Annotated in this window: 19 protein-coding genes and 1 pseudogene; 17 read left to right on the forward strand and 3 right to left on the reverse strand. The window is 43.9% G+C overall.

The annotated features are described in order from the left end of the window. Positions 1-15 precede the first annotated feature (15 nt). The 3 genes from LUCIF_RS00550 to LUCIF_RS26395 form a co-directional block, all read right to left on the reverse strand. Positions 16-696, reverse strand: a complete 681-nt coding sequence (locus tag LUCIF_RS00550; RefSeq protein WP_122625921.1) for a flavodoxin family protein — start codon at positions 694-696, stop codon at positions 16-18. A 24-nt stretch (positions 697-720) separates the two neighbouring features. Continuing rightward, entirely contained in the window at positions 721-990 is a 270-nt protein-coding gene (locus LUCIF_RS26390) for a hypothetical protein (protein WP_207856750.1), read from the reverse strand. A 157-nt stretch (positions 991-1,147) separates the two neighbouring features. Beyond that, entirely contained in the window at positions 1,148-1,714 is a 567-nt protein-coding gene (locus tag LUCIF_RS26395; RefSeq protein WP_207856752.1) for an aldo/keto reductase, read from the reverse strand. A 283-nt stretch (positions 1,715-1,997) separates the two neighbouring features. Between LUCIF_RS26395 and LUCIF_RS26400 the strand changes: the two are divergent. The 17 genes and pseudogenes from LUCIF_RS26400 (at position 1,998) to LUCIF_RS00645 (ending at position 18,343) form a co-directional block, all read left to right on the forward strand. Then, a pseudogene (locus LUCIF_RS26400) lies at positions 1,998-2,461 on the forward strand (cyclophilin-like fold protein). Positions 2,462-2,475: 14 nt separating this feature from the next. After that, positions 2,476-2,952, forward strand: a complete 477-nt coding sequence (locus LUCIF_RS00565) for a flavodoxin (RefSeq protein WP_122625922.1) — start codon at positions 2,476-2,478, stop codon at positions 2,950-2,952. Between the two features lie 18 nt (positions 2,953-2,970). Then, entirely contained in the window at positions 2,971-3,387 is a 417-nt protein-coding gene (locus tag LUCIF_RS00570; protein WP_122625923.1) for a cupin domain-containing protein, read from the forward strand. Between the two features lie 419 nt (positions 3,388-3,806). Then, positions 3,807-4,271: a DUF4405 domain-containing protein gene (locus tag LUCIF_RS00580; protein ID WP_122625925.1), complete on the forward strand. Its 465-nt coding sequence runs from the start codon at positions 3,807-3,809 to the stop codon at positions 4,269-4,271. A gap of 447 nt (positions 4,272-4,718) precedes the next feature. Then, complete coding sequence (locus tag LUCIF_RS00585) at positions 4,719-5,414, forward strand: Crp/Fnr family transcriptional regulator (protein ID WP_207856756.1); 696 nt, start codon at positions 4,719-4,721, stop codon at positions 5,412-5,414. An 18-nt stretch (positions 5,415-5,432) separates the two neighbouring features. Continuing rightward, positions 5,433-6,209: a nucleoside phosphorylase gene (locus LUCIF_RS00590; protein WP_207856758.1), complete on the forward strand. Its 777-nt coding sequence runs from the start codon at positions 5,433-5,435 to the stop codon at positions 6,207-6,209. 6 nt (positions 6,210-6,215) lie between these two features. Beyond that, the gene (locus LUCIF_RS00595; protein ID WP_122625927.1) at positions 6,216-6,818 is read left to right on the forward strand and encodes an ECF transporter S component; all 603 of its coding nucleotides are present in this window, start codon (positions 6,216-6,218) and stop codon (positions 6,816-6,818) included. Positions 6,819-6,866: 48 nt separating this feature from the next. Next, positions 6,867-7,619: an energy-coupling factor transporter transmembrane component T family protein gene (locus tag LUCIF_RS00600; RefSeq protein WP_207856760.1), complete on the forward strand. Its 753-nt coding sequence runs from the start codon at positions 6,867-6,869 to the stop codon at positions 7,617-7,619. Next, on the forward strand, positions 7,616-8,461 hold the full coding sequence (locus LUCIF_RS00605; RefSeq protein ID WP_122625929.1) for an energy-coupling factor ABC transporter ATP-binding protein: 846 nt from the start codon (positions 7,616-7,618) through the stop codon (positions 8,459-8,461). The genes LUCIF_RS00600 and LUCIF_RS00605 overlap by 4 nt, the downstream gene beginning before the upstream one ends. After that, positions 8,458-9,261, forward strand: a complete 804-nt coding sequence (locus LUCIF_RS00610; RefSeq protein ID WP_122625930.1) for an energy-coupling factor ABC transporter ATP-binding protein — start codon at positions 8,458-8,460, stop codon at positions 9,259-9,261. Before LUCIF_RS00605 ends, LUCIF_RS00610 begins: the two co-directional genes overlap by 4 nt. Positions 9,262-9,604: 343 nt before the next feature. Continuing rightward, positions 9,605-9,877: an HAD hydrolase-like protein gene (locus LUCIF_RS00615; RefSeq protein ID WP_122625931.1), complete on the forward strand. Its 273-nt coding sequence runs from the start codon at positions 9,605-9,607 to the stop codon at positions 9,875-9,877. 242 nt (positions 9,878-10,119) lie between these two features. Then, positions 10,120-11,130, forward strand: a complete 1,011-nt coding sequence (locus LUCIF_RS00620) for a LacI family DNA-binding transcriptional regulator (RefSeq protein ID WP_122625932.1) — start codon at positions 10,120-10,122, stop codon at positions 11,128-11,130. Positions 11,131-11,622: 492 nt separating this feature from the next. Further along, entirely contained in the window at positions 11,623-13,143 is a 1,521-nt protein-coding gene (locus LUCIF_RS00625) for a sulfatase (RefSeq protein WP_122625933.1), read from the forward strand. A gap of 57 nt (positions 13,144-13,200) precedes the next feature. Beyond that, complete coding sequence (locus tag LUCIF_RS00630; protein WP_122625934.1) at positions 13,201-14,505, forward strand: hexokinase family protein; 1,305 nt, start codon at positions 13,201-13,203, stop codon at positions 14,503-14,505. A gap of 6 nt (positions 14,506-14,511) precedes the next feature. Next, positions 14,512-15,492: a thioredoxin domain-containing protein gene (locus tag LUCIF_RS00635; protein ID WP_122625935.1), complete on the forward strand. Its 981-nt coding sequence runs from the start codon at positions 14,512-14,514 to the stop codon at positions 15,490-15,492. A 76-nt stretch (positions 15,493-15,568) separates the two neighbouring features. Continuing rightward, positions 15,569-15,979 carry a glycine cleavage system protein GcvH gene (gene gcvH, locus LUCIF_RS00640; protein ID WP_122625936.1) on the forward strand — a complete coding sequence of 137 codons (411 nt, stop codon included), beginning with the start codon at positions 15,569-15,571 and terminating at the stop codon, positions 15,977-15,979. A 237-nt stretch (positions 15,980-16,216) separates the two neighbouring features. After that, complete coding sequence (locus LUCIF_RS00645) at positions 16,217-18,343, forward strand: right-handed parallel beta-helix repeat-containing protein (protein ID WP_165865828.1); 2,127 nt, start codon at positions 16,217-16,219, stop codon at positions 18,341-18,343. Positions 18,344-18,356 lie beyond the last annotated feature (13 nt).

Consider the following 18,356-nt stretch of genomic DNA (forward strand, 5'->3'; position numbering starts at 1 on the left):
AATTAAAAATAATTTTTAAACTTTCAGACCTAACTGATAGGCCTGCTCTGGAAATTCAGAGCGTTCGATTAGAGGTCTGCTGCCGCAACCTACGGCTAATACCGTGCCGATATCTTCCCAGCCGAGATATTTCATTAGGGTCTGGTAATGATGGGTTAGCGCCGACATAGTCCAATCCTTGGAATCATAGGCAGTTGCCATGAGAATGGCTTTTTTACCGCTGCCGCATAATTTTATGTTGCTGGCATAGAAACGGTCAATGACGGTCTTTAATTGGGCTGATATACCCCAATAATAGAGTGGCGTGACGAATACAACGAGGTCGGAAGCAATGAGATTAGACTTCAGCTTCTTGTCGATGGCATCCTGATGCACGCAAGGGCCGTTCATCCCGCAGCGATCACAGCCAAGGCATGGATGAATGTCTTCAAAAGCCGCATTGAAGCGGAAAACTTCATGGCCTGCTTGTTGCGCTCCTTCAATGAATTTGTCGGCTAATAGAGCCGATGTCCCGTTTTTATGCGGGCTGCCGGTGATTACCGTGATTTTCATTTTGTTGCCCCCTTTAAAAGTGTTATCAGCTATCTGAGCAGTCGTCGATCCTGCGGACATATTCTGCAGTTTAAGGCCGCAGCCGCTCAGTAGGAGTGTTATGAATCCCGCGGCGGTTCCTTGGATGAAAACTTTCCTATCCATAGTGGTCCTCCTTTTTGCTTAAGTTCAGCGACCAAAGAATTCATTGGCTTCGCGCATGCGTTTCAGTATATCCACATGGAACGGATAGCGCGGTACACATACGCCACAGTACGTGCAGTCCCTGGCTGTCCGCCTCAATTTGAAATAGTGGTCTCTAGCCAGTGCGTCACCGGATTTGGCGAGGTAAATGCAGACGCCGTTCATGTCCTGATGTTGTGCACTAGCGATAAAGGAGTAGTCGCGCTCCTCTCGTGAGGTTTTATAATAGGCGAGCACACCAGTGAGATCATCCATATTGCGCACACCTGGCAGACAGGAGACAACGGCTGGACAGTCCAGCGTACTGGATGCACTGCGGCACTGACATAGCGCGCCCGAATGGCGAGGAACTGGCATTTAACAGGCGACCGCCACCATAGGCCTTCATGACAGTAATGGCTGCGCCTCGTTTTCAGCCGCGCTCTTCGGACAGCATCAGCTTGCCATCAACCGGAACAAAGTCATAGGCCGGGTTGAGGTTAAACATAAAGACATCCATGACACCGGTTTCAAGAAAACGGCGGGAGATATCCACCGAATGCGAAGAAAAACCGAGATAACGGATGGTTCCATCCTGCTTGAATTTCTGGGCGTAATCCAGGATGCCGTCGAACATTATACTCTCAAAATCATCGGAATGGTCGACATAATGGATGAGTCCGATATCGCTGTAATTCGTGCCGAAGCCTTTGAGCTGCTGCTCGAAGCCCTGCTGTACCTCTTGTAAATCACGCGTTCTTGTATAGATTTGGCGCGGATATATGACGCCGATATGCATCTGTGTCATTAGTTTGTCGCGCCGTTCCTTTAGTGCACGGCCCATAGTTTCTGCCGGTCCAAAGTTCGACATGACGGTGTCGATCAGATTGATGCCTTGGTCGGAAGCATAAGCAATCATTTTTTCAATCTGAGCCGCAGACGACTCATGCAGGGCACTGGCACCGAGTCCGAGGGTGCTGATTTTTGCTCCGGCCTCCATTTCTTTCCTGATAAATATACCGTATCACTTAAAGTCAACTCAAGGTCAAGCTATTTTTCAAAAAAAGTTTAAAACGCCGAAGCCTTTTATAATGGCTCCGGCGTAGTCGAGCTGTAAAAAAAATCTTAAAAAAACCTAAAAGGTTCTTGACTTGGAGTTAGATCAAAGTGATAACCTGTGACCGTAGAATAAATCCCAAGCTTGTGAGGTGATATCAATGAAGAGACTTTTGACGGTTTTTCTTGCCCTGACGGTATTCTGTATTATGGTGGCAGGCTGCGGCATGGAGGCAGCGAAAAGCACTGCCGGAGCTGAAAGCTCTGGCAGTGTACAATCGGCTTCTGGCAAAGTACAAACTACATCTTCTGATGATGTAAGACCTTTCCAAACCACCAAAATAAGGCTGATTTTTGATGGCGGCGATGCAGTTGCAGAACTGTACGACAATCCGACGAGCCGCGACCTTGTGTCCATGCTGCCGTTGACACTGAGTTCAAGGACTTCAACGCTACAGAGAAGATTAGTTATCCGCCACGTAGCCTTTCTACGGAAAGGGCACCGGAGGGATTTGAACCGTCAGAGGGCGACTTGACTTTGTTCACTCCATGGGGCAACCTGGCGATCTTCTACCATGATTTCCGCTATTCTAAAGGGCTAGTCCCGATAGGACATTTCACGTCCGGACTTGAGACATTGGCAAAGATGAACGGCGATTTCACTGTCAGGATTGAAGCTGCAAAGGAATGAAAGGAGTTTATTAGATGAGCAAAAAGATTTTGATTGTGTATTATTCTCATTCTGCGAACACGCGTAAGCTGGCGAAGCTGATCGAGCAGGAGACCGGCGGGACGCTCTGCGAGTTGCTGCCGGAAAAAGCCTATCCTGTCGACTACAACACGGTTGTGGAACAGGCGAAAAAAGAAATCCAGGCGGGCTTCCGCCCGGACCTTAAAACAAAAGTCAAAGATATCGCATCTTATAATACGGTCCTTATTGGCACGCCGAACTGGTGGAGTACGATTGCCCCACCGATTGCTACTTTTCTGGAAAGCTATGATTTGTCAGGAAAGAACGTTGCTCCGTTTTGCACCCACGGCGGAGGTGGCTCCGGTCATATCGAAGCTACAGTCAAAAAACTCTGTCCTGATTCGACCGTGCTGTCTGCCCTTTCTGTTTACGGTGATACGGCAAAGGGCGCACAGGTAGAATCCTGGCTGAAAAAAATTGGCGTAAAATGAGCTGAAGGAGAGACTGAAATGAGTGATTTAAACAATAGTGTAATTTTTCCAAAAGGTAACAAAATGCCGGAGCCATTCAGCAAAAACTTTATCGGTCAGGCATATCTTCATATGCTGGTACCGGGCGACAAGGAATTCAATTGCCCAATCGGAAACGTAACATTCGAACCGGGCTGCCGCAATAACTGGCATAAGCATCTAGGAGGACAGATCCTCTTAGTCACAGGCGGCAGAGGCTGGTATCAGGAAGAAGGTGAAACAGCGCGCGAGCTCAAGGCAGGAGACGTTGTAAAGATTCCGGCAAATGTGAAACATTGGCACGGTGCTGCGAGAGACAGCTGGTTCGTACACCTTTCCGTTGAAACCAATAGCCAGGCAGGTCCAGCAGAATGGTTGGAGCCTGTTGCTGATGATGAGTACAATAAATTAAAATAATCCTTTTATATGTCGATGACAGTATGACGGGGTGCTGTGCTGATAAATTTTGTAAGCACAGCACCCCTTTTTAAGAATAAAAGATGGATAAAAACTATTGACTTTAAGCTGACTCAAGGTGATAGGTTTTAGAGATAGAAAAAAGTGCAAATTTGCAGGAGTGAAGGGAAGATGCTTGCATTGAAAAAGCTGTTCCGTGCTGTTGCTGTTATAGTGGTGATTAGTGTAGTCAGCCTGTTTTGCCTGATCTATTATGCTCGGAGTAATTATGTGTCAGACAAGGAGTATGCCCGAATGGAACAGAAAATTGTAAACCAGAACATAGACTATAGTACTGATCAGAACAAGAAAGATAATTGTTTGGGCATGCTGAGATATTGAAATGTAGGGCGGTTTTCCATATGAATGGGGGATGAAATTTGATTAGAAATATATTGCATATAACAATGACGGTGCTTTTGCTATTGATCCTGGATTACCGTTTTACGGGAAATGCCTTCCATGAAATCGGCGGGGTGGTACTCACTTTACTGATCATTTTCCATAATGTGCTGAATCGACGCTGGTATGAGGTCTTCTTCAAGGGCAGGCAGAGCCTTAGTAGTGTGCTCTTGACTCATGTCAATTTGCTATTGGCTGTTGCGATGGTCACGGTATTCGTTACCGGCGTGCTGATTTCGGTGACGGTGTTTGCCCCGCTAGGCATGCGGAGCGGCGGTCTCTTCTTGCATGATTTGCATCAGGGGGCAACCTATGCGAGCCTTATTCTCGTAGCAATACATCTGGGGATGCATTGGGAGATTCTCATGGCGAAGCTGAAGAACTGGCTGCATATTGATAGTTCCAGTCTTGGTTGGACCATCACAAGCAGAGGAGAGAGATAATACTAAAGCCGGACCCACGGCGGTAATGTTTCCGATGATAGCGTGATTACGAAAGAAAGTTATGTAGGGTAGGGGGAAGTATTTATTTTTGTGATAAGTGTCAGATAGTTTAAAGAAACAATGGTCCAGTGTGGTCCAAAATTATATACTGAACATACCAAAAAGAAAGCCAGGAGGACGCAAAATTGCGCCAGGCCTGGCTTTTGTAATTCAGTTTTTCTTTTATCCCACTTTCGTGAGCCTCTGTCATTTGGCAATTTTCTCCCGCGAAAGATGAACTAAAGGAATTTGCCTTTATCAAAGCGACGCCGGCTGATAAAAGACCTATGTCCGGATCTATTTTAATAAAATAAATAAAACAGGGAAACTTTTTTCGGTTGTAGTATTAATAGAGACATGCGTCCTTATAAATTGTCCGCTGGATATTTTATAATAAAGGAGAACGTTATGAATATTCATAATATCATTCAAATTATGGAAAGGGAACCGGAAATTTATCGAATGCTGAAAGGTTGTCCGTACCATTTGCTGCAGCAATGGGAAATACATTCTTACACCAAAGGAAGCATGATTGGCTGCCAAGGAGAAAAACAGGAGTATTTTTATATTATCATTTCGGGAAAAGTTGATATTTACATAATTGCTCCAAATGGTAAATGCTACTCGCAAGCCATTTATGAAAAAGGCGATTATATTGGCGAACTGGAGCTATTTGACAAATTGCCATATATTTGCTCGGCAAAGGCGATTGATGATGTCTTAACTTTTCGGATAAAACGGCAATACTTTTTGGAATGGCTGGAACAGGATCATAATATTAATAACCATATTCTGCAAACATTGTGCAGAAAATTTTATAAACTTTCCTTAAAGGCAGGTGAAGACATCTTATACCCGCTAAGATGGCGTGTATGTAAGTATTTGCTGCAGATCAGGGAAGAAGGAAAACGAACAGAGCAGGGGATTGAAGTAAAAGTGAATAAAGAAAAACTGAGTGAAAAACTGGCCGTTACCGAAAGAAGTATCAATCGAATTCTGAGTTCTTTGCGCGAGTCCGGAATTTTGGATATCCGAAATAACTGCATCCTTATAAAAAGTGTGGAAAAACTGGAAGAAGATTTAAAAAACAGCTGCTATGATTGAGTATTCGGAGGTTATACAGTGGAACAAAATACAATGCAGCCGCATATTCGCTGCAGTAAGGAAGTTGGAGCCGCCTATGCTATTTTACCGGGCGACCCGCAAAGAATAGACCGGGTTCTCCCGTTCCTGGACAACCCCGCTGAGATATCATACAACCGGGAGTTCAGAACCGCGGTTGGATTTTTCCGGGGAATCAAGGTCATGATTACTTCCACCGGAATTGGCGGTCCTTCCCTGGGAATTGCAGCGGAAGAACTTGGAAAAATCGGCGTAGAGACACTAATTCGTATTGGCAGTTGCGGCGCCTTGCAGCCTGGAATCAAATTGGGTGATTTGATTATACCGGCCGGGGCCGTACGGGATGAAGGCACCTCCGCAACTTATATTGACAAAGGTTATCCGGCAATTCCCGACCCTGTATTAATGCAGGCTTTGCTTTATTGCGCTGAAGAACTGGGTTACACTTATCATTGCGGCCGTATTCGAAGCCATGACAGCTTCTACACAGATATCGAATCCGAGGTGGACCGTTTTTGGGGGGAAAAGGGAATTCTTGCCTCAGATATGGAGACAGCTCCTTTATTTGTAATTGGCGGCCTGCGCAACTTGAAAACCGCTTCTGTTTTAAATGTTGTAGTGGAGAAAGAGGGGGAACTGGAGAAAGCAATTAATTCCTATGTGGATGGTGGACAAGCAATTTTAGGGGGGGAAGAAAAGGAAATCAGGCTTGTTTTGGAAATGATTTACTATCTTGAGCAAAGAAAAAGGGATAATCAGCAAATATACGAGGAGTGATTGAATATGAATAAGAAAAACATGTGGTCCTTTCAATTTTCAACAGCTTCTTTGGTATTGATTCCAGCGGCAGTTGGCATCAACTATCTCGGTAAATTATTTGCGGGCGTTTTAAAACTTCCCCTGTGGCTTGATTCGATTGGCACCATGCTATCGGCAATGCTGGCTGGTCCCATTGTAGGCGCTCTTTGCGGAATCATCAATAATGTAATTTACGGCCTGACAATGGATCCGATTTCCTTCATTTATGCTTTAACCAGCATGGGAATCGGCCTTGCGGTCGGCGTTATGAATTATAAAGGCTATTTAAAGAATATCGGCAGTGTAATTGCCTGCGGTTTCCTTGCCGCTTTGGTTGCCGCGGTTATTTCCACTCCGATCAACGTAAGTTTTTGGGGCGGGCAAACCGGCAATGTCTGGGGAGATATCATCTATGCTTATTTTATCGCCCACGGTTCGCCGGTATGGATCGCATCGTTCCTGGATGAAGTGATTGTGGACATTCCGGATAAGATTGCCACAGTGCTGATTGCTTATGCCATTTTTAAGGGCTTGCCGCGCAGCCTGACGGTCTTATATAGAAATGACCAGCAAATTGAAAAGTTATAGTAAATGTCCATGCGCGCAGGAGTGTGATATTGGTTGAAGTCTTTGAGCTTGTTTGTTGAAAAAAATACCATGTTGCATCGCCTGAACCCGCTCAGCAAGTTATTGTACGTTTTTGCCGCTATCATTGTTCCGCTGCTGAGCGGCAGCAATGCAGTGTCGTTATTGGTCGCTGTTGTTAGCTTGTTTCTTTTGCTGTGGGGAAAGATATTCAGGAAAATTGTTCCCCTGATGGGTTTTAGCCTTCTTATTTTGCTTTCTATTGTTGTAATTCAAGGCATGTATAAAGCGGGCAATCATACTCCTCTCTTGACACTGGGGTCTGTTGTTTTTTACAAAGAAGGGATCCGGTTTTCCGCAGAGATTTGCCTGCAAGTCCTCAATATGCTGGAGGCTTTTTCGCTGCTTGTACTGACAACAAAACCGACCGATTTGATTGAAGCTTTGGTAAGCAAGGGATTATCCGCAAAGTTGGGTTATGTATTAAGCTCCGTTCTGCAAATTATCCCGCAAATGGCAGCCTCCATGGATACCATTATTGATGCGCAGCGTTCGCGCGGCATGAAGATGGAAGGAAATCTGCTAACGCGGGTACGTGCCTTTATTCCGCTTATCGGGCCGGTTGTCATGACTTCTTTAATCAGTGTCAAGGAAAGAGCCATGGCATTGGAAGTGCGCTGCTTTAACTCCAGCCATAAAAAGACATTTCTTACGATTTACCAAGTTACCCCGCAGGATCAATGGTTCCGGGGAATGGTGTTTCTCAGTATGGCCGGAGCCCTGGCGTGGAGGATAATGAAATGACAAAAATCACAGTGAACGACTTAAAGTACAAGTATCCCCTGACAAATGAACTTGCGCTCAAAGGCTTTTCCTTCACCGTGGAAGCAGGTGAATTTATCGGCATTATCGGCAAGAGCCGTTCTGGGAAATCCACCCTTTGTCAGGCTCTGGTCGGTCTGGTACCTCATTTTTTTAAAGGTGCTTACGGCGGGTCAGTTCATATCGGCACCATGGAGGTGGCAACAAGTAAAATTGCCGATCTGGCCTTAAAAGTCGGACTTGTTTTTCAGAATCCATTCACTCAGGTTACCGGCTCGAAACTGACCGTATATGAAGAAATCGCCTTCGGTCTAGAAAATATGGGGATTGACCGTGGGGAAATGAAAGAGCGGATTGACCATGCTTTGTACTTATTAGATATTTATAAATTTAAAGAAAGAAATCCTTTCGATTTATCCGGCGGGCAAATGCAGCGTATGGCAATTGCCGGAATTATTGCTATGCGTCCGGAAGTTCTCGTTTTGGATGAACCCACCTCCCAGCTTGATCCACAAGGATCGGAAGAAGTGTTTAAGGCCATTCAAACCTTAAGCAAAGAGGGCATGACGGTCGTTATGGTTGAACACAAGATGGAAAAAATGGCGAAATATTCCGACCGGGTCATATTGATGCATGAAGGGGCAATCATTGACATTGACACCCCCGGGAAAATTTTTTCGCGCAGTAATCTAATGACTTATGGTGTTGAAGCACCGATTTTCACTCAGATTTGCCAGGGATTAGGATTACGTAACCAGACGGACAGTCTCTATCCGGTTACATTACAGGAAGCGCATTCAGCGGTGGTGAACAACAGAAAATGATTTATATTACAATCAACGATTTACATTTTTCTTATCCGGTTGGCGAGGAAGTTATCCGAGGAATAACGCTTTCTTTTGGTGAGGAACCAACTGCAATTATCGGGCAAAACGGCGCAGGCAAAACGACCTTTGTGAAGCTGTTAAAAGGTTTATTGCAACCTTCCGGCGGGGAAATTACTGTTTGCGGCCATAACACAAAAAATACAACAGCGGCGGAGCTGGCAAAACATATCGGACTTGTTTTCCAAAATCCCAACGATCAAATTTTCAAAAATAAAGTGCTCGATGAAATTATGTACGGCCCGCGCAATATCGGCCAGACGGAAATGGAAGCCCGTGAAAACGCACTGCTTGCCCTGGAGTGGGTAGGACTGGCTGAAAAAGCGGATGCTAACCCGTATGACCTTAGCCTCAGTGAAAGAAAAATGGTTACGATTGCCTCCATTATCGCAATGAATACGAAAATTGTCATTTTTGACGAGCCTACCATTGCCCAGGACTATGGCGGCAAACAAAAAATAAAGTCCATTATCCGGCGCCTGCAAGAAAAAGGGACCCTGGTGCTGACCATTATTCATGATATGGATTTCGTAGCCGAAGCCTTTGAGCGAGTTATCGTTTTTCAACAGGGGAAAGTGCTGTTGGACGGCCATAAGAAAGAAGTTTATGCGAAAGCCGCTTTGTTGAAACAAGCCTATCTGGAGCAGCCCCATGTCACTCAATTGTGCAACGAATTGGGGTGGAACGACATTTACCTGACCGTGGAAGAGTTTTTATCTAATCCATCAATAGTACCCTAAATCAGATAGCCCTCCGAAATGGAAGCAACTCCTGTCAAGTAGACAGAAAATAAGAACACAAGATGGTATGCTCCCTCGAAAATCCTGCCTTAATATGTATGAGTTTGGCAGGATTTTTGTATTTTATGGGAAATAAGATTGTTAAAAGGTAATTTGAAATAAATGTCACAATTATTGGGGTTAGCTTTACGTTGTATACAAGTAATACTTCGGGCGTAGGCGCAGCCGCTGCTTTAGATTTAAGCAATTCTTCCGCCAATAGTAATGTAACGAAAGCAAGCTCAGATTCTCAAATGGGTGGCTTATCTACTAATCAATGTCCGCGAGGTAATATTTTTATGGGGTGAATCCTGATTGGAATTGTCCAACAGAAGATGGGTTCATTCCAGACTGCGGTTCTATTAAAGAAGATGAAATTGCGATAATTGGCGATAGGCTATATACAGATATAGCTATAGGGCACGGCAATAAGATGGTCACGATTCTTGTGTTGTCAGGCGAAACTAAACTGGAAGACGTGCCTCAATCTACAGTAAAGCCAAAAATGATCTTTAAATCAGGAAGCCCTGGAAGAAATTTATCATGGTCCAGTAAAGAACCCTTGGAGCAGTATTAAAGACAGAGGGCGTTATTGACTGTGATGAATAAGGCTGTTTTATGAGCAACATATAGGCCATCGGGGAGAGCCCTTGGCCTATATGTTGCTTTAATCTGAGCCTGCCGGGATAATTAAAATTGGTAGCTTGACAAGTGAGAATATTTCAATTTATAATTGAATCATAATATGAATACGTATACAAAAACGTTTTTATATTTAAAGGGGTTGGTATAATTAACTCAAAAGAATTTGCTAAAATATTGGGTGTTTCCCAAGCGACTGTTTCCAGAGCGCTGAACAACAGCTCCTTAATAACAGAGGGTAAGAAGAAATACATCCAACAAAAAGCGGCTGAATATGGGTTTGTTCTTAACAGTCAGGCCCAAAGTCTTAAAACAAACCGTACAGGTACTGTGGGTATTCTTTTTCCTAAACATTATGATAGTATGAATCATAATCTTTTGCTTGCCCACATGTATGATCTAATACAACAAGAACTTATTAACTATGGTTATGATATTATGGCAATTTATGATAACGAAAACTGTCATAATATGAATAACGGCATTTCGACTTTTGAACGTGTTATCAGAGGGCGTAAAGTAGATGGGGTTATTGTGTTGCGGGTTGGCGGGGTAACCCAAAGAGAGATGGAACTACTAAGATATTATAATACTCCTTGTGTGTGCATGCTTCTTCCTGCCCAAAATACGAATTTTGTTAATTATTTTACTTCCGATACCGAATATAGCGCTTTTGTTGCGGGGACATATCTTGGCAAGTTTAAGAACTATTTACCCATATTGTTGATTAGTAAAATTAAAGATGAGATGGCTGAAACGAATAGAAGAATTGCCGGTTTTCGCCGAGGACTCTTTGAAGCAGGCGGGACTTTACCGGACAAAAATATTATGACCTGTGATTTGTCGATTGAATCTGCCTATAATTATGTTGTGGCTAATCAGGATTTTTTTAAAAGACAGAAGATTGCAATTTTCGTATCAAGCGACGTTATGGCATTAGGTGTTTGTAATGCAATGATTTCTATTGGGCTAAAAATGCCTGAAGACGTTCAAGTTTTGGGTACGGATGATGTTCCTATGGCGGGTTGGTTACATCCGCGCCTTTCCACCATGCATATTCCGGTAGAAAATATAATACCTAGGGGTTGCTCGGTGTTGCGTCAACTAATTGAAGGCGAAGAGAATCAAAATTTAAATGAAATCTTTAAACCTTACCTTGTTATTCGCGATACAACTTTACCTGTGTAGACTCGTAAAATTCTTCTGAATTTTAATAATTTACTTTATCATTTATGAATACGTATGCACGACTGTGAATTTAAAATGTTTTTAGCTGGAATGATGAGTGCAGCTATAAATTCCAATTGTATTATAATTCCTTTAAATTTTAAAATAATTTTTTTATCATTTATGTATACGTATTCATGAACCGTTTGAGTGGAAATTTTAATAGTTTATATCAATTTGAAAGTGTTTAGGTTTGCTTGTTTTCCGATAGCACTAGATACAGGTAACATTTAGGTTTTACATAGCCCGGGATTGTGAATTTCCCTTTTTAAGGATGTGATATATGGCAGTAAGTAACAGTCATCCGAAAGACATAATAGCACGTTGGAGGGGGGATAGTGCACTATGTAGTTGCCTGTTATCTGAAATTCTAAAATATAAATAAAAAATGCTCAAGGACAATAGGCTTTTTATCATTTTGTGCTTTGAGCGGATCGAAAGGGATGGACATAAATGAATGTAATTTTAGTAATTTCCGACACTTTCCGTCGTGACAACCTTTCCTGTTATGGGCCGACTAAGGTTAAAACTCCGAATCTTGATAAAATGGCCAGTGAATCGTATGTTTTCGATAACGCCTATATGGGGTCATTCCCAACATTGCCGAACCGTATGGATATTATGAGTGGGCGCTTCAGTTTTATTGAACATCAATGGTCGCCGCTTCCAGCCGGTATGATAACTCTTCAACAGATTTTGAGCGCTTCCGGTATTGTTACTCAAGCAGTTGTCGACAATCCACACTTGGTTGAGAGCGGCTTCAATTATGAACGGGGTTTTGACGGCTGGGAATGGATCCGGGGGCAGGAATCGGATCATTGGCAAGCTATGCCGATAGATATTCAATTACCTGCAAATCCTGATAAATTAAATAGAGCCGACTGGTTGTTGCCCAACTACTTACGTAACACGTCGTGGTGGAAGTCTGAAGAGGACCGCTTTGCACCAAGAACTATCAAAGAAGCTTGCCGGCGATTAGAACAAATGGAAAATGGCGAAAATTTCTTTATGTATATCGATCTTTTTGATCCTCATGAACCTTGGGATGCACCGCAAGAATATCTCGACATGTATGAGACGAATTATACCGGCGAAAATGTGATGTATCCTTACAGTGGTTATTGGAAGGAATACCTTACAGAGGAAGAACTGAATCACATTCGTGCACTTTATATGGCGGAAGCCAGTATGGTTGATCACTGGGTTGGCGTACTTCGAGACAAGATGGAGAAATTAGGTTTGGAAGAAGATACAGCGCTAATTTTCACTAGTGATCACGGTTATTTATTTGGCGAACATGATCGGATTGGAAAAGGGTTTAGTTCTAAAGACGATCATTATGAGTCATTCAGGATGTTCAGTGAACTACGTAGACTTCCTTTGTTGATTCATCTTCCCGGCCAAAAGTCTAACAAACATATTTCAGCGATGGTACAGCCGCCAGATTTAATGCCGACAATTCTCGAAATGTGCGGTCTGGTAACGACTGAATCGGTAGGTGGTAAGGCAAACGTCCAGGCACTACAATGTGGCGTATTTTATTCTGAAAAATGGCAATTCGATCCTAATTTTATTCATGGAAAATCTTTGATACCGATTATTCGTGGCGAAACTGAGAAGTTGCGGGATATAACTGTCAGTTCGCAAACAATTATTCACCATACGGAAGTATTAGCAAAGTGTGCGATAGTTACTGAGGATGGCTGGTGTTTACATTATTCCGGCGCATACGAAGAGGAATTGAAGGAACCTGCTAAGTTGGATGTCACATTGATCGAAGCAAAGCCGCGATATGAACAAATTGAACCGGCATTATTTTACCTCCCGGATGATCCCAAGGAAGAAAACAATTTGATCAAAGGTAACGAGAAATTAGCCGAAGAGATACACCGAAGATATGTTGAGTGGCTTGAAGAGGTTGGTACGCCCGAAGAACACCTGGCAGGCCGCCGCAGGCTTGTACTAAAAAAGTAAACTGTCTATACGGAACAGGCTCCTATATAAAAACTGGTCGTCCAGGGGGTATATGCCATGAATGAAATTGACCATAGGTTAGAAATGATTACTCGCCAACTGTCCGTGGATACAGCAGTTCTTAACACTATGGCGGCCAAGTTTACCGTAGCATTGGAAAGTGGGCTGAAAGGAGACCAAAGTTCACTGAAAATGTTGCCTTCTTATTTGGCGACGCCGACAGGGGATGAAACGGGATCATTTCTTGCTCTGGATTTTGGCGGCACAAACGTGCGAGCGTTGCGTTTGAATTTGCTTGGGCGGGGACAATATGTCCTTCAAGAACAACTCAGCCGTCCTTTACGCGATACCGAGGGCGAATATGACTACTTGTCGTCAAACACTACCGCAAGTCAATTATTCGATTTCATAGCGCAGCAAATTGCGACCATTTTACCGGTTGCGTGCGAGAATTGCATTTATCCATTGGGACATACCTTTTCTTTTCCTTGTCTTCAGGAAAATGTAAATAAAGCTGTGCTTATGCATTGGACCAAGGAAATTCAGACAATGGGAGCGGTAGGTGAGGAAATCACTGGATTGCTTAATGCCGCTTTATCTAGACAGCACTTATCACAAATAGTGCCCAAAGCAGTTATCAATGATACGGTGGGTACCCTGTTGACCGCCGCGTACGGTAATACTACGACTGACATTGGTTCTATCTGTGGTACCGGCCACAATACCTGCTATCTTGAGAAGAGTTCACCGCTTACAGGAAAACCTATGATTATCAATCTTGAGTCAGGTAACTTTGATCAAGTGCCGCAGGCAGATGTAGATAAATTAGTGGATGCCGGCAGCGAACGGCCGGGAGAACAATTGCTTGAGAAAATGACTGCCGGCCGCTATATTGGAGAGATATTTCGCGTTCTTGTTGCGGGGTTAGTAAAAGACCGGTTGCTTTTTGACGGTCAGATGGACCGGATGGATATACCCTATAGCATCAGCGGTGCAGAAGTAGCGCTTTTTATTAATGAGACTAGCCGTTGGTTAGCAGAACGTTACAGGATTGTTGAGTGCCCAGCAAACTCCTGGCAAGCACTATGCCGCATAGCCGAATTGGTGGTTGCCCGTTCGGCGCGACTGGTAGCTGCCAGTTATCGAGGTATTCTTGCCCATATCGATCCTGATCTGGCTGAACAACATACGATTGCCATTGATGGTTCCTTATATGAAAAAATGCCGGGTTATGCCAGGCATTTGCAGGAGACGTTAGCGAATTTGCTGGGGAATAAAGCGCGGCAAGTAAAAATTCAGCTAAGCAAAGATGGTTCAGGTATTGGAGCGGCCATCGCAGCTGCTATAGCCAAAGGAGGGTAATCTAAAGTGACCCGTAAACCGGTTTTGGAACCCGGAGTTAAGGTACCCAAGATTATATTGACCGCCGTTAATAATGCGCAAGAAGTCGCTGTAGGCGGTGAATCTGAAAATATTAGAGTTCTGGTGTGTGTTCAACCTAACCTTACCGATGAAGTTGCTGATTACTTTACCGATTACCAGAACCGCATGGAAGATTATGCTGCAAAAAAAATCGAAATTATTGGTCTAACGGCTGCTGCCGCTGACGAAGTAAAGAAACTGGCAGAAGCCGGAAAAATTAAATTTCCTATGGTTAGTTCTGGAGAAGCGGCAGCCAGCTATGGGATAGTTGATAATCTATCGGCTGTATTTGTTGTCGACCAGGATGCATTAATCCGCAGGGTGTTTAGCGCCGGCAAGGTTACCGATTTGGCTAATCCGGCGGCTGTACTCCGTGCTGTAAATTGTCTTAATAATACGCCCAAACCACCTGCGCCGAGAGCTGACGACTGGCGGATGGGTTCACCGGATGCACCGATTGTTTTCATTGAATACGGTGATTATCAATGCACCCACTGTGGCGACCTTTTCGCTGCTATTCAGCAAGTAATGCCGCTGTACAAAGATAAATTCCAGTTTATTTTTCGACATTTCCCAATGCGTCAGCGCCATCCGTTCGCCATTCAAGCCGCCCAGGCTGCTGAGTTTGCCGGTGCGCAAGGAAAATTTTGGGAGATGCACGTTCGAATGTTCGAGGCCCGCAATGCTTTGGAGACGGAAAACCTGCTCTGCTATGCCAGAGACGTCGGCTTGGATGCTGATAAGCTGGCCGCTGAACTTAAAAAAAGTACTTATGAAGAAACGGTCATAGAGGAATATCGCGAAGCGGTTAAGCACAAGGTAAAATCTCCTCCGACGCTATTCATTAATGATATCCTTTTTGAAGGACAGCATAATGTGGAGACTCTGAAAGCCAAAATCGACGGACTTCTCGCCTGTTTGGACTAGAAATATTTTTAAAAAGGAGAGGGGAGCGAATTTTCCTCTTCTCCTTTTAAAAGAAACAGAGAAAGGAGGGAACGCCATGGCTGATAAGAAAAAAACTGTAGAAGAATTAGTTTTCCTTGATCTCTACTACCATCCGGAACATACCTGGGTTCGGGTTGAAGGCGATATAGTTCTGGCTGGAATCACTGATTTTGCTCAAGACCAATTAGGCGATATAGTATTTCTGGAATTACCTAGTGTTGGTGATACTTTTGCCAAAGACGATGTGTTTGGTCAAGCAGAATCAACAAAATCCGTATCAGCGCTCTACATGCCAATTAGTGGAGAAGTATTTGCTGTGAACGATAATGCTGAGGAATCTCCGGATTTAGTTAACAAAGATTGCTACGGCGAAGGCTGGATGCTTAAAGTTAAGCCGCGAGACTTGGAAGAGCTCAAAGAACTGCTGTCCAGGGAAGAATACTTGGATTTATTAAAAGAATCCTAATCAACCTTTGGCTGAATACACCAAAAGACTCAAGCAAAAGAATGTGGCCTTATTTCTATGCCACAGAGTACGGCTTTAATGGGACCGAAGGCTATGCTGGTTATGACGTGCTATGCGAATCATGAAACCGGATGCTATGCAGAAAACTGGGAACATTCTGCAAAGTTAATAAAATAGGAAACAAAGGGGGAGAGATAAGAAGAAGGTAATCTCCAACCATTTTAAGGAGGGATGAGGATGACTGATTACAAAGTTAGGCAAGGCATTACAGTCTTAGTATTTGTTTTCAGCTTGTTATTGTTTTTCACAGGCAATGCTGAGGTTTGTGGAGTACAGACAATTTCAGGACGTACAATTACTGTAAAGCAGGATGGCACCGGTGGTTATACCTCGATCCAAGCTGCTGTTTATGCCGCTCATCCGGGGGATACCGTAGTAGTCTACGGCGGTACATATAGGGAAACTGTAGTATTTCCTCATGGGGGAAAGGACGCGAAATCGAGGATAACTTTGAAAGCAGCTCATGATGAAAAGCCGATCATCACCGGTTCTAATATTGTACAGCCTAAAGAATGGAGGCCCGACAGCGGGAATGTGTACACTCTCGTAAAAGATAACACATATTTCGGAGATTTCAATCCTTTTGCAGAAAAGTGGATGGCTAAAGGCAGTCAGTATTCCGACTTTTTCACCTGCGGCTGTGTTTACATCAATGGGAACGTTCTGTCACAGGTTTTTAAGAAGGCAGATGTTTATACAACTTCCAATTCTTGGTATGCAGATGTAAGCGGCGGCAAGACTACAATTTGGGCTAACTTTAACGGACTGGATCCTACCAATATAGCCAACTCCACGGAAATCAACGTAAGAAAGCAGTGTATTACGGCTGCGTGGAACCAAGGCTATATCACCATTGACGGTATGACCGTTATTCATGGTTGCGGTCCCAAGACCATTGACTTCTGGATGTCCACTGCAAAGCCTATGGCTGGCGCAATCAGCACCAATGGCGGCTATTACTGGATCATTCAAAACTGCGAAGCGTATCAGAACCGTGGGGTGGCCATTGATTTTGGCAATGGCTCCCATATGCAGGAACTTATGAACGGCGGTGAACCCAAACTGTACGGCCACCACATTATCCGTTACTGCAATGTTCATGACAACGGTACCAACGGTATGATGGCATACCGGGGCGCATATACCGAGATTTACGGATGTACTCTTGCCGATAACAACACCTTGAATACCGGACTGCTGTCTGAAGCGTATATCAAGGACGTTAGCGGTGGCTTCGGCATCTACATCCATAATAACTACTTCTACAGCGATCAAGATTGGGCCGTTTTTCCCATTTGGCTTGACAGCGAATGTGATGGCTGCCGTGTTTCCAAAAACTTATTTTACTGCAAGGGGAATGGTCACGGATTTACCTACCTTGCTTCAGAATGTAACAGTGGTTGGCAGTTGTATGATAACAATATCTTAGTCGGTGTCGGATGGGATATCATGGAGTCCAGCCATAACTATTTTGTTCACAATCTTTGGCTAAATACACCAAAAGATTCAAGCAAAAGAATGTGGCCTTATTTCTATGCCACAGAGTATGGCTTTAATGGGACCGAAGGCTATGATGGTTATGCACGTGCTATGCGAATCATGAAACCGGGTACTCTGAAACCAATTACTACCATTCAGAACTCAACCAGTCGTTTCGAGACTTTTTCGAGATTCAACAAGATGCTGAATAACATCTTCTTTGACTATGGTCCGTATGGCACTAGATCGGCTAATGAAGTAAGGGCAGATAAATACAATGGCGTATATGCGGAAGTTTATCTTTCAACTGCACCTGGAGTTGACCCCGATTATAGCGGTGGTTCTTGGAAAGATGAAAACCATAAAAATTATCCCATCGCATGGGTCGAAGCATACCCCGGCACTGTAGGCAAAGGTACGATCTACTGGGGCAACGAATGCGATTATAACGTATACTACGGCGGCGCAAATAAGATCGACTACCAGTATGCGACTGCTCGCGGTTATGAAGCAGACAAGAACAGTAAAGTCGTGGCAGGTTCAGGAAATAGCTACAAAGTTACGGCTACCAGAAATTCCTTTAAGCTGACGCTGAATGTTGATGATAGCGCTTCTACCCTCAATGCTCCGGCGATCACCGGTACATATCTTGGTAATACAACAGCCTACAAGCAGCTAGGCTATGACTTCTATGCCCCTGGCGTTGACACCGACTTCTTCGGCCATAAAAGGAACAGCAAAAATACAGTGGCAGGTCCTTTCGCAAACCTGAAGGCAAGAATCAATACGTTTGAATTATGGCCCGGAATACAGCTAGACAAGTAGCAGATTAACTATA

It is taken from the genome of Allolucifera butyrica (assembly GCF_900476375.1).
Taxonomy (GTDB): domain Bacteria; phylum Bacillota; class Negativicutes; order Sporomusales; family UPPP01; genus Lucifera; species Lucifera butyrica.

Bases quoted from the DNA above. Each gene is read 5' to 3' on its own strand.
- LUCIF_RS00550 (WP_122625921.1), bottom strand. From the start codon at position 696: ATGGATAGGAAAGTTTTCATCCAAGGAACCGCCGCGGGATTCATAACA.
- LUCIF_RS26390 (WP_207856750.1), bottom strand. From the start codon at position 990: ATGGATGATCTCACTGGTGTGCTCGCCTATTATAAAACCTCACGAGAG.
- LUCIF_RS26395 (WP_207856752.1), bottom strand. From the start codon at position 1,714: ATGGAGGCCGGAGCAAAAATCAGCACCCTCGGACTCGGTGCCAGTGCC.
- LUCIF_RS00565 (WP_122625922.1), top strand. From the start codon at position 2,476: ATGAGCAAAAAGATTTTGATTGTGTATTATTCTCATTCTGCGAACACG.
- LUCIF_RS00570 (WP_122625923.1), top strand. From the start codon at position 2,971: ATGAGTGATTTAAACAATAGTGTAATTTTTCCAAAAGGTAACAAAATG.
- LUCIF_RS00585 (WP_207856756.1), top strand. From the start codon at position 4,719: ATGAATATTCATAATATCATTCAAATTATGGAAAGGGAACCGGAAATT.
- LUCIF_RS00595 (WP_122625927.1), top strand. From the start codon at position 6,216: ATGAATAAGAAAAACATGTGGTCCTTTCAATTTTCAACAGCTTCTTTG.
- LUCIF_RS00605 (WP_122625929.1), top strand. From the start codon at position 7,616: ATGACAAAAATCACAGTGAACGACTTAAAGTACAAGTATCCCCTGACA.
- LUCIF_RS00610 (WP_122625930.1), top strand. From the start codon at position 8,458: ATGATTTATATTACAATCAACGATTTACATTTTTCTTATCCGGTTGGC.
- LUCIF_RS00625 (WP_122625933.1), top strand. From the start codon at position 11,623: ATGAATGTAATTTTAGTAATTTCCGACACTTTCCGTCGTGACAACCTT.
- LUCIF_RS00630 (WP_122625934.1), top strand. From the start codon at position 13,201: ATGAATGAAATTGACCATAGGTTAGAAATGATTACTCGCCAACTGTCC.
- gcvH (WP_122625936.1), top strand. From the start codon at position 15,569: ATGGCTGATAAGAAAAAAACTGTAGAAGAATTAGTTTTCCTTGATCTC.
- LUCIF_RS00645 (WP_165865828.1), top strand. From the start codon at position 16,217: ATGACTGATTACAAAGTTAGGCAAGGCATTACAGTCTTAGTATTTGTT.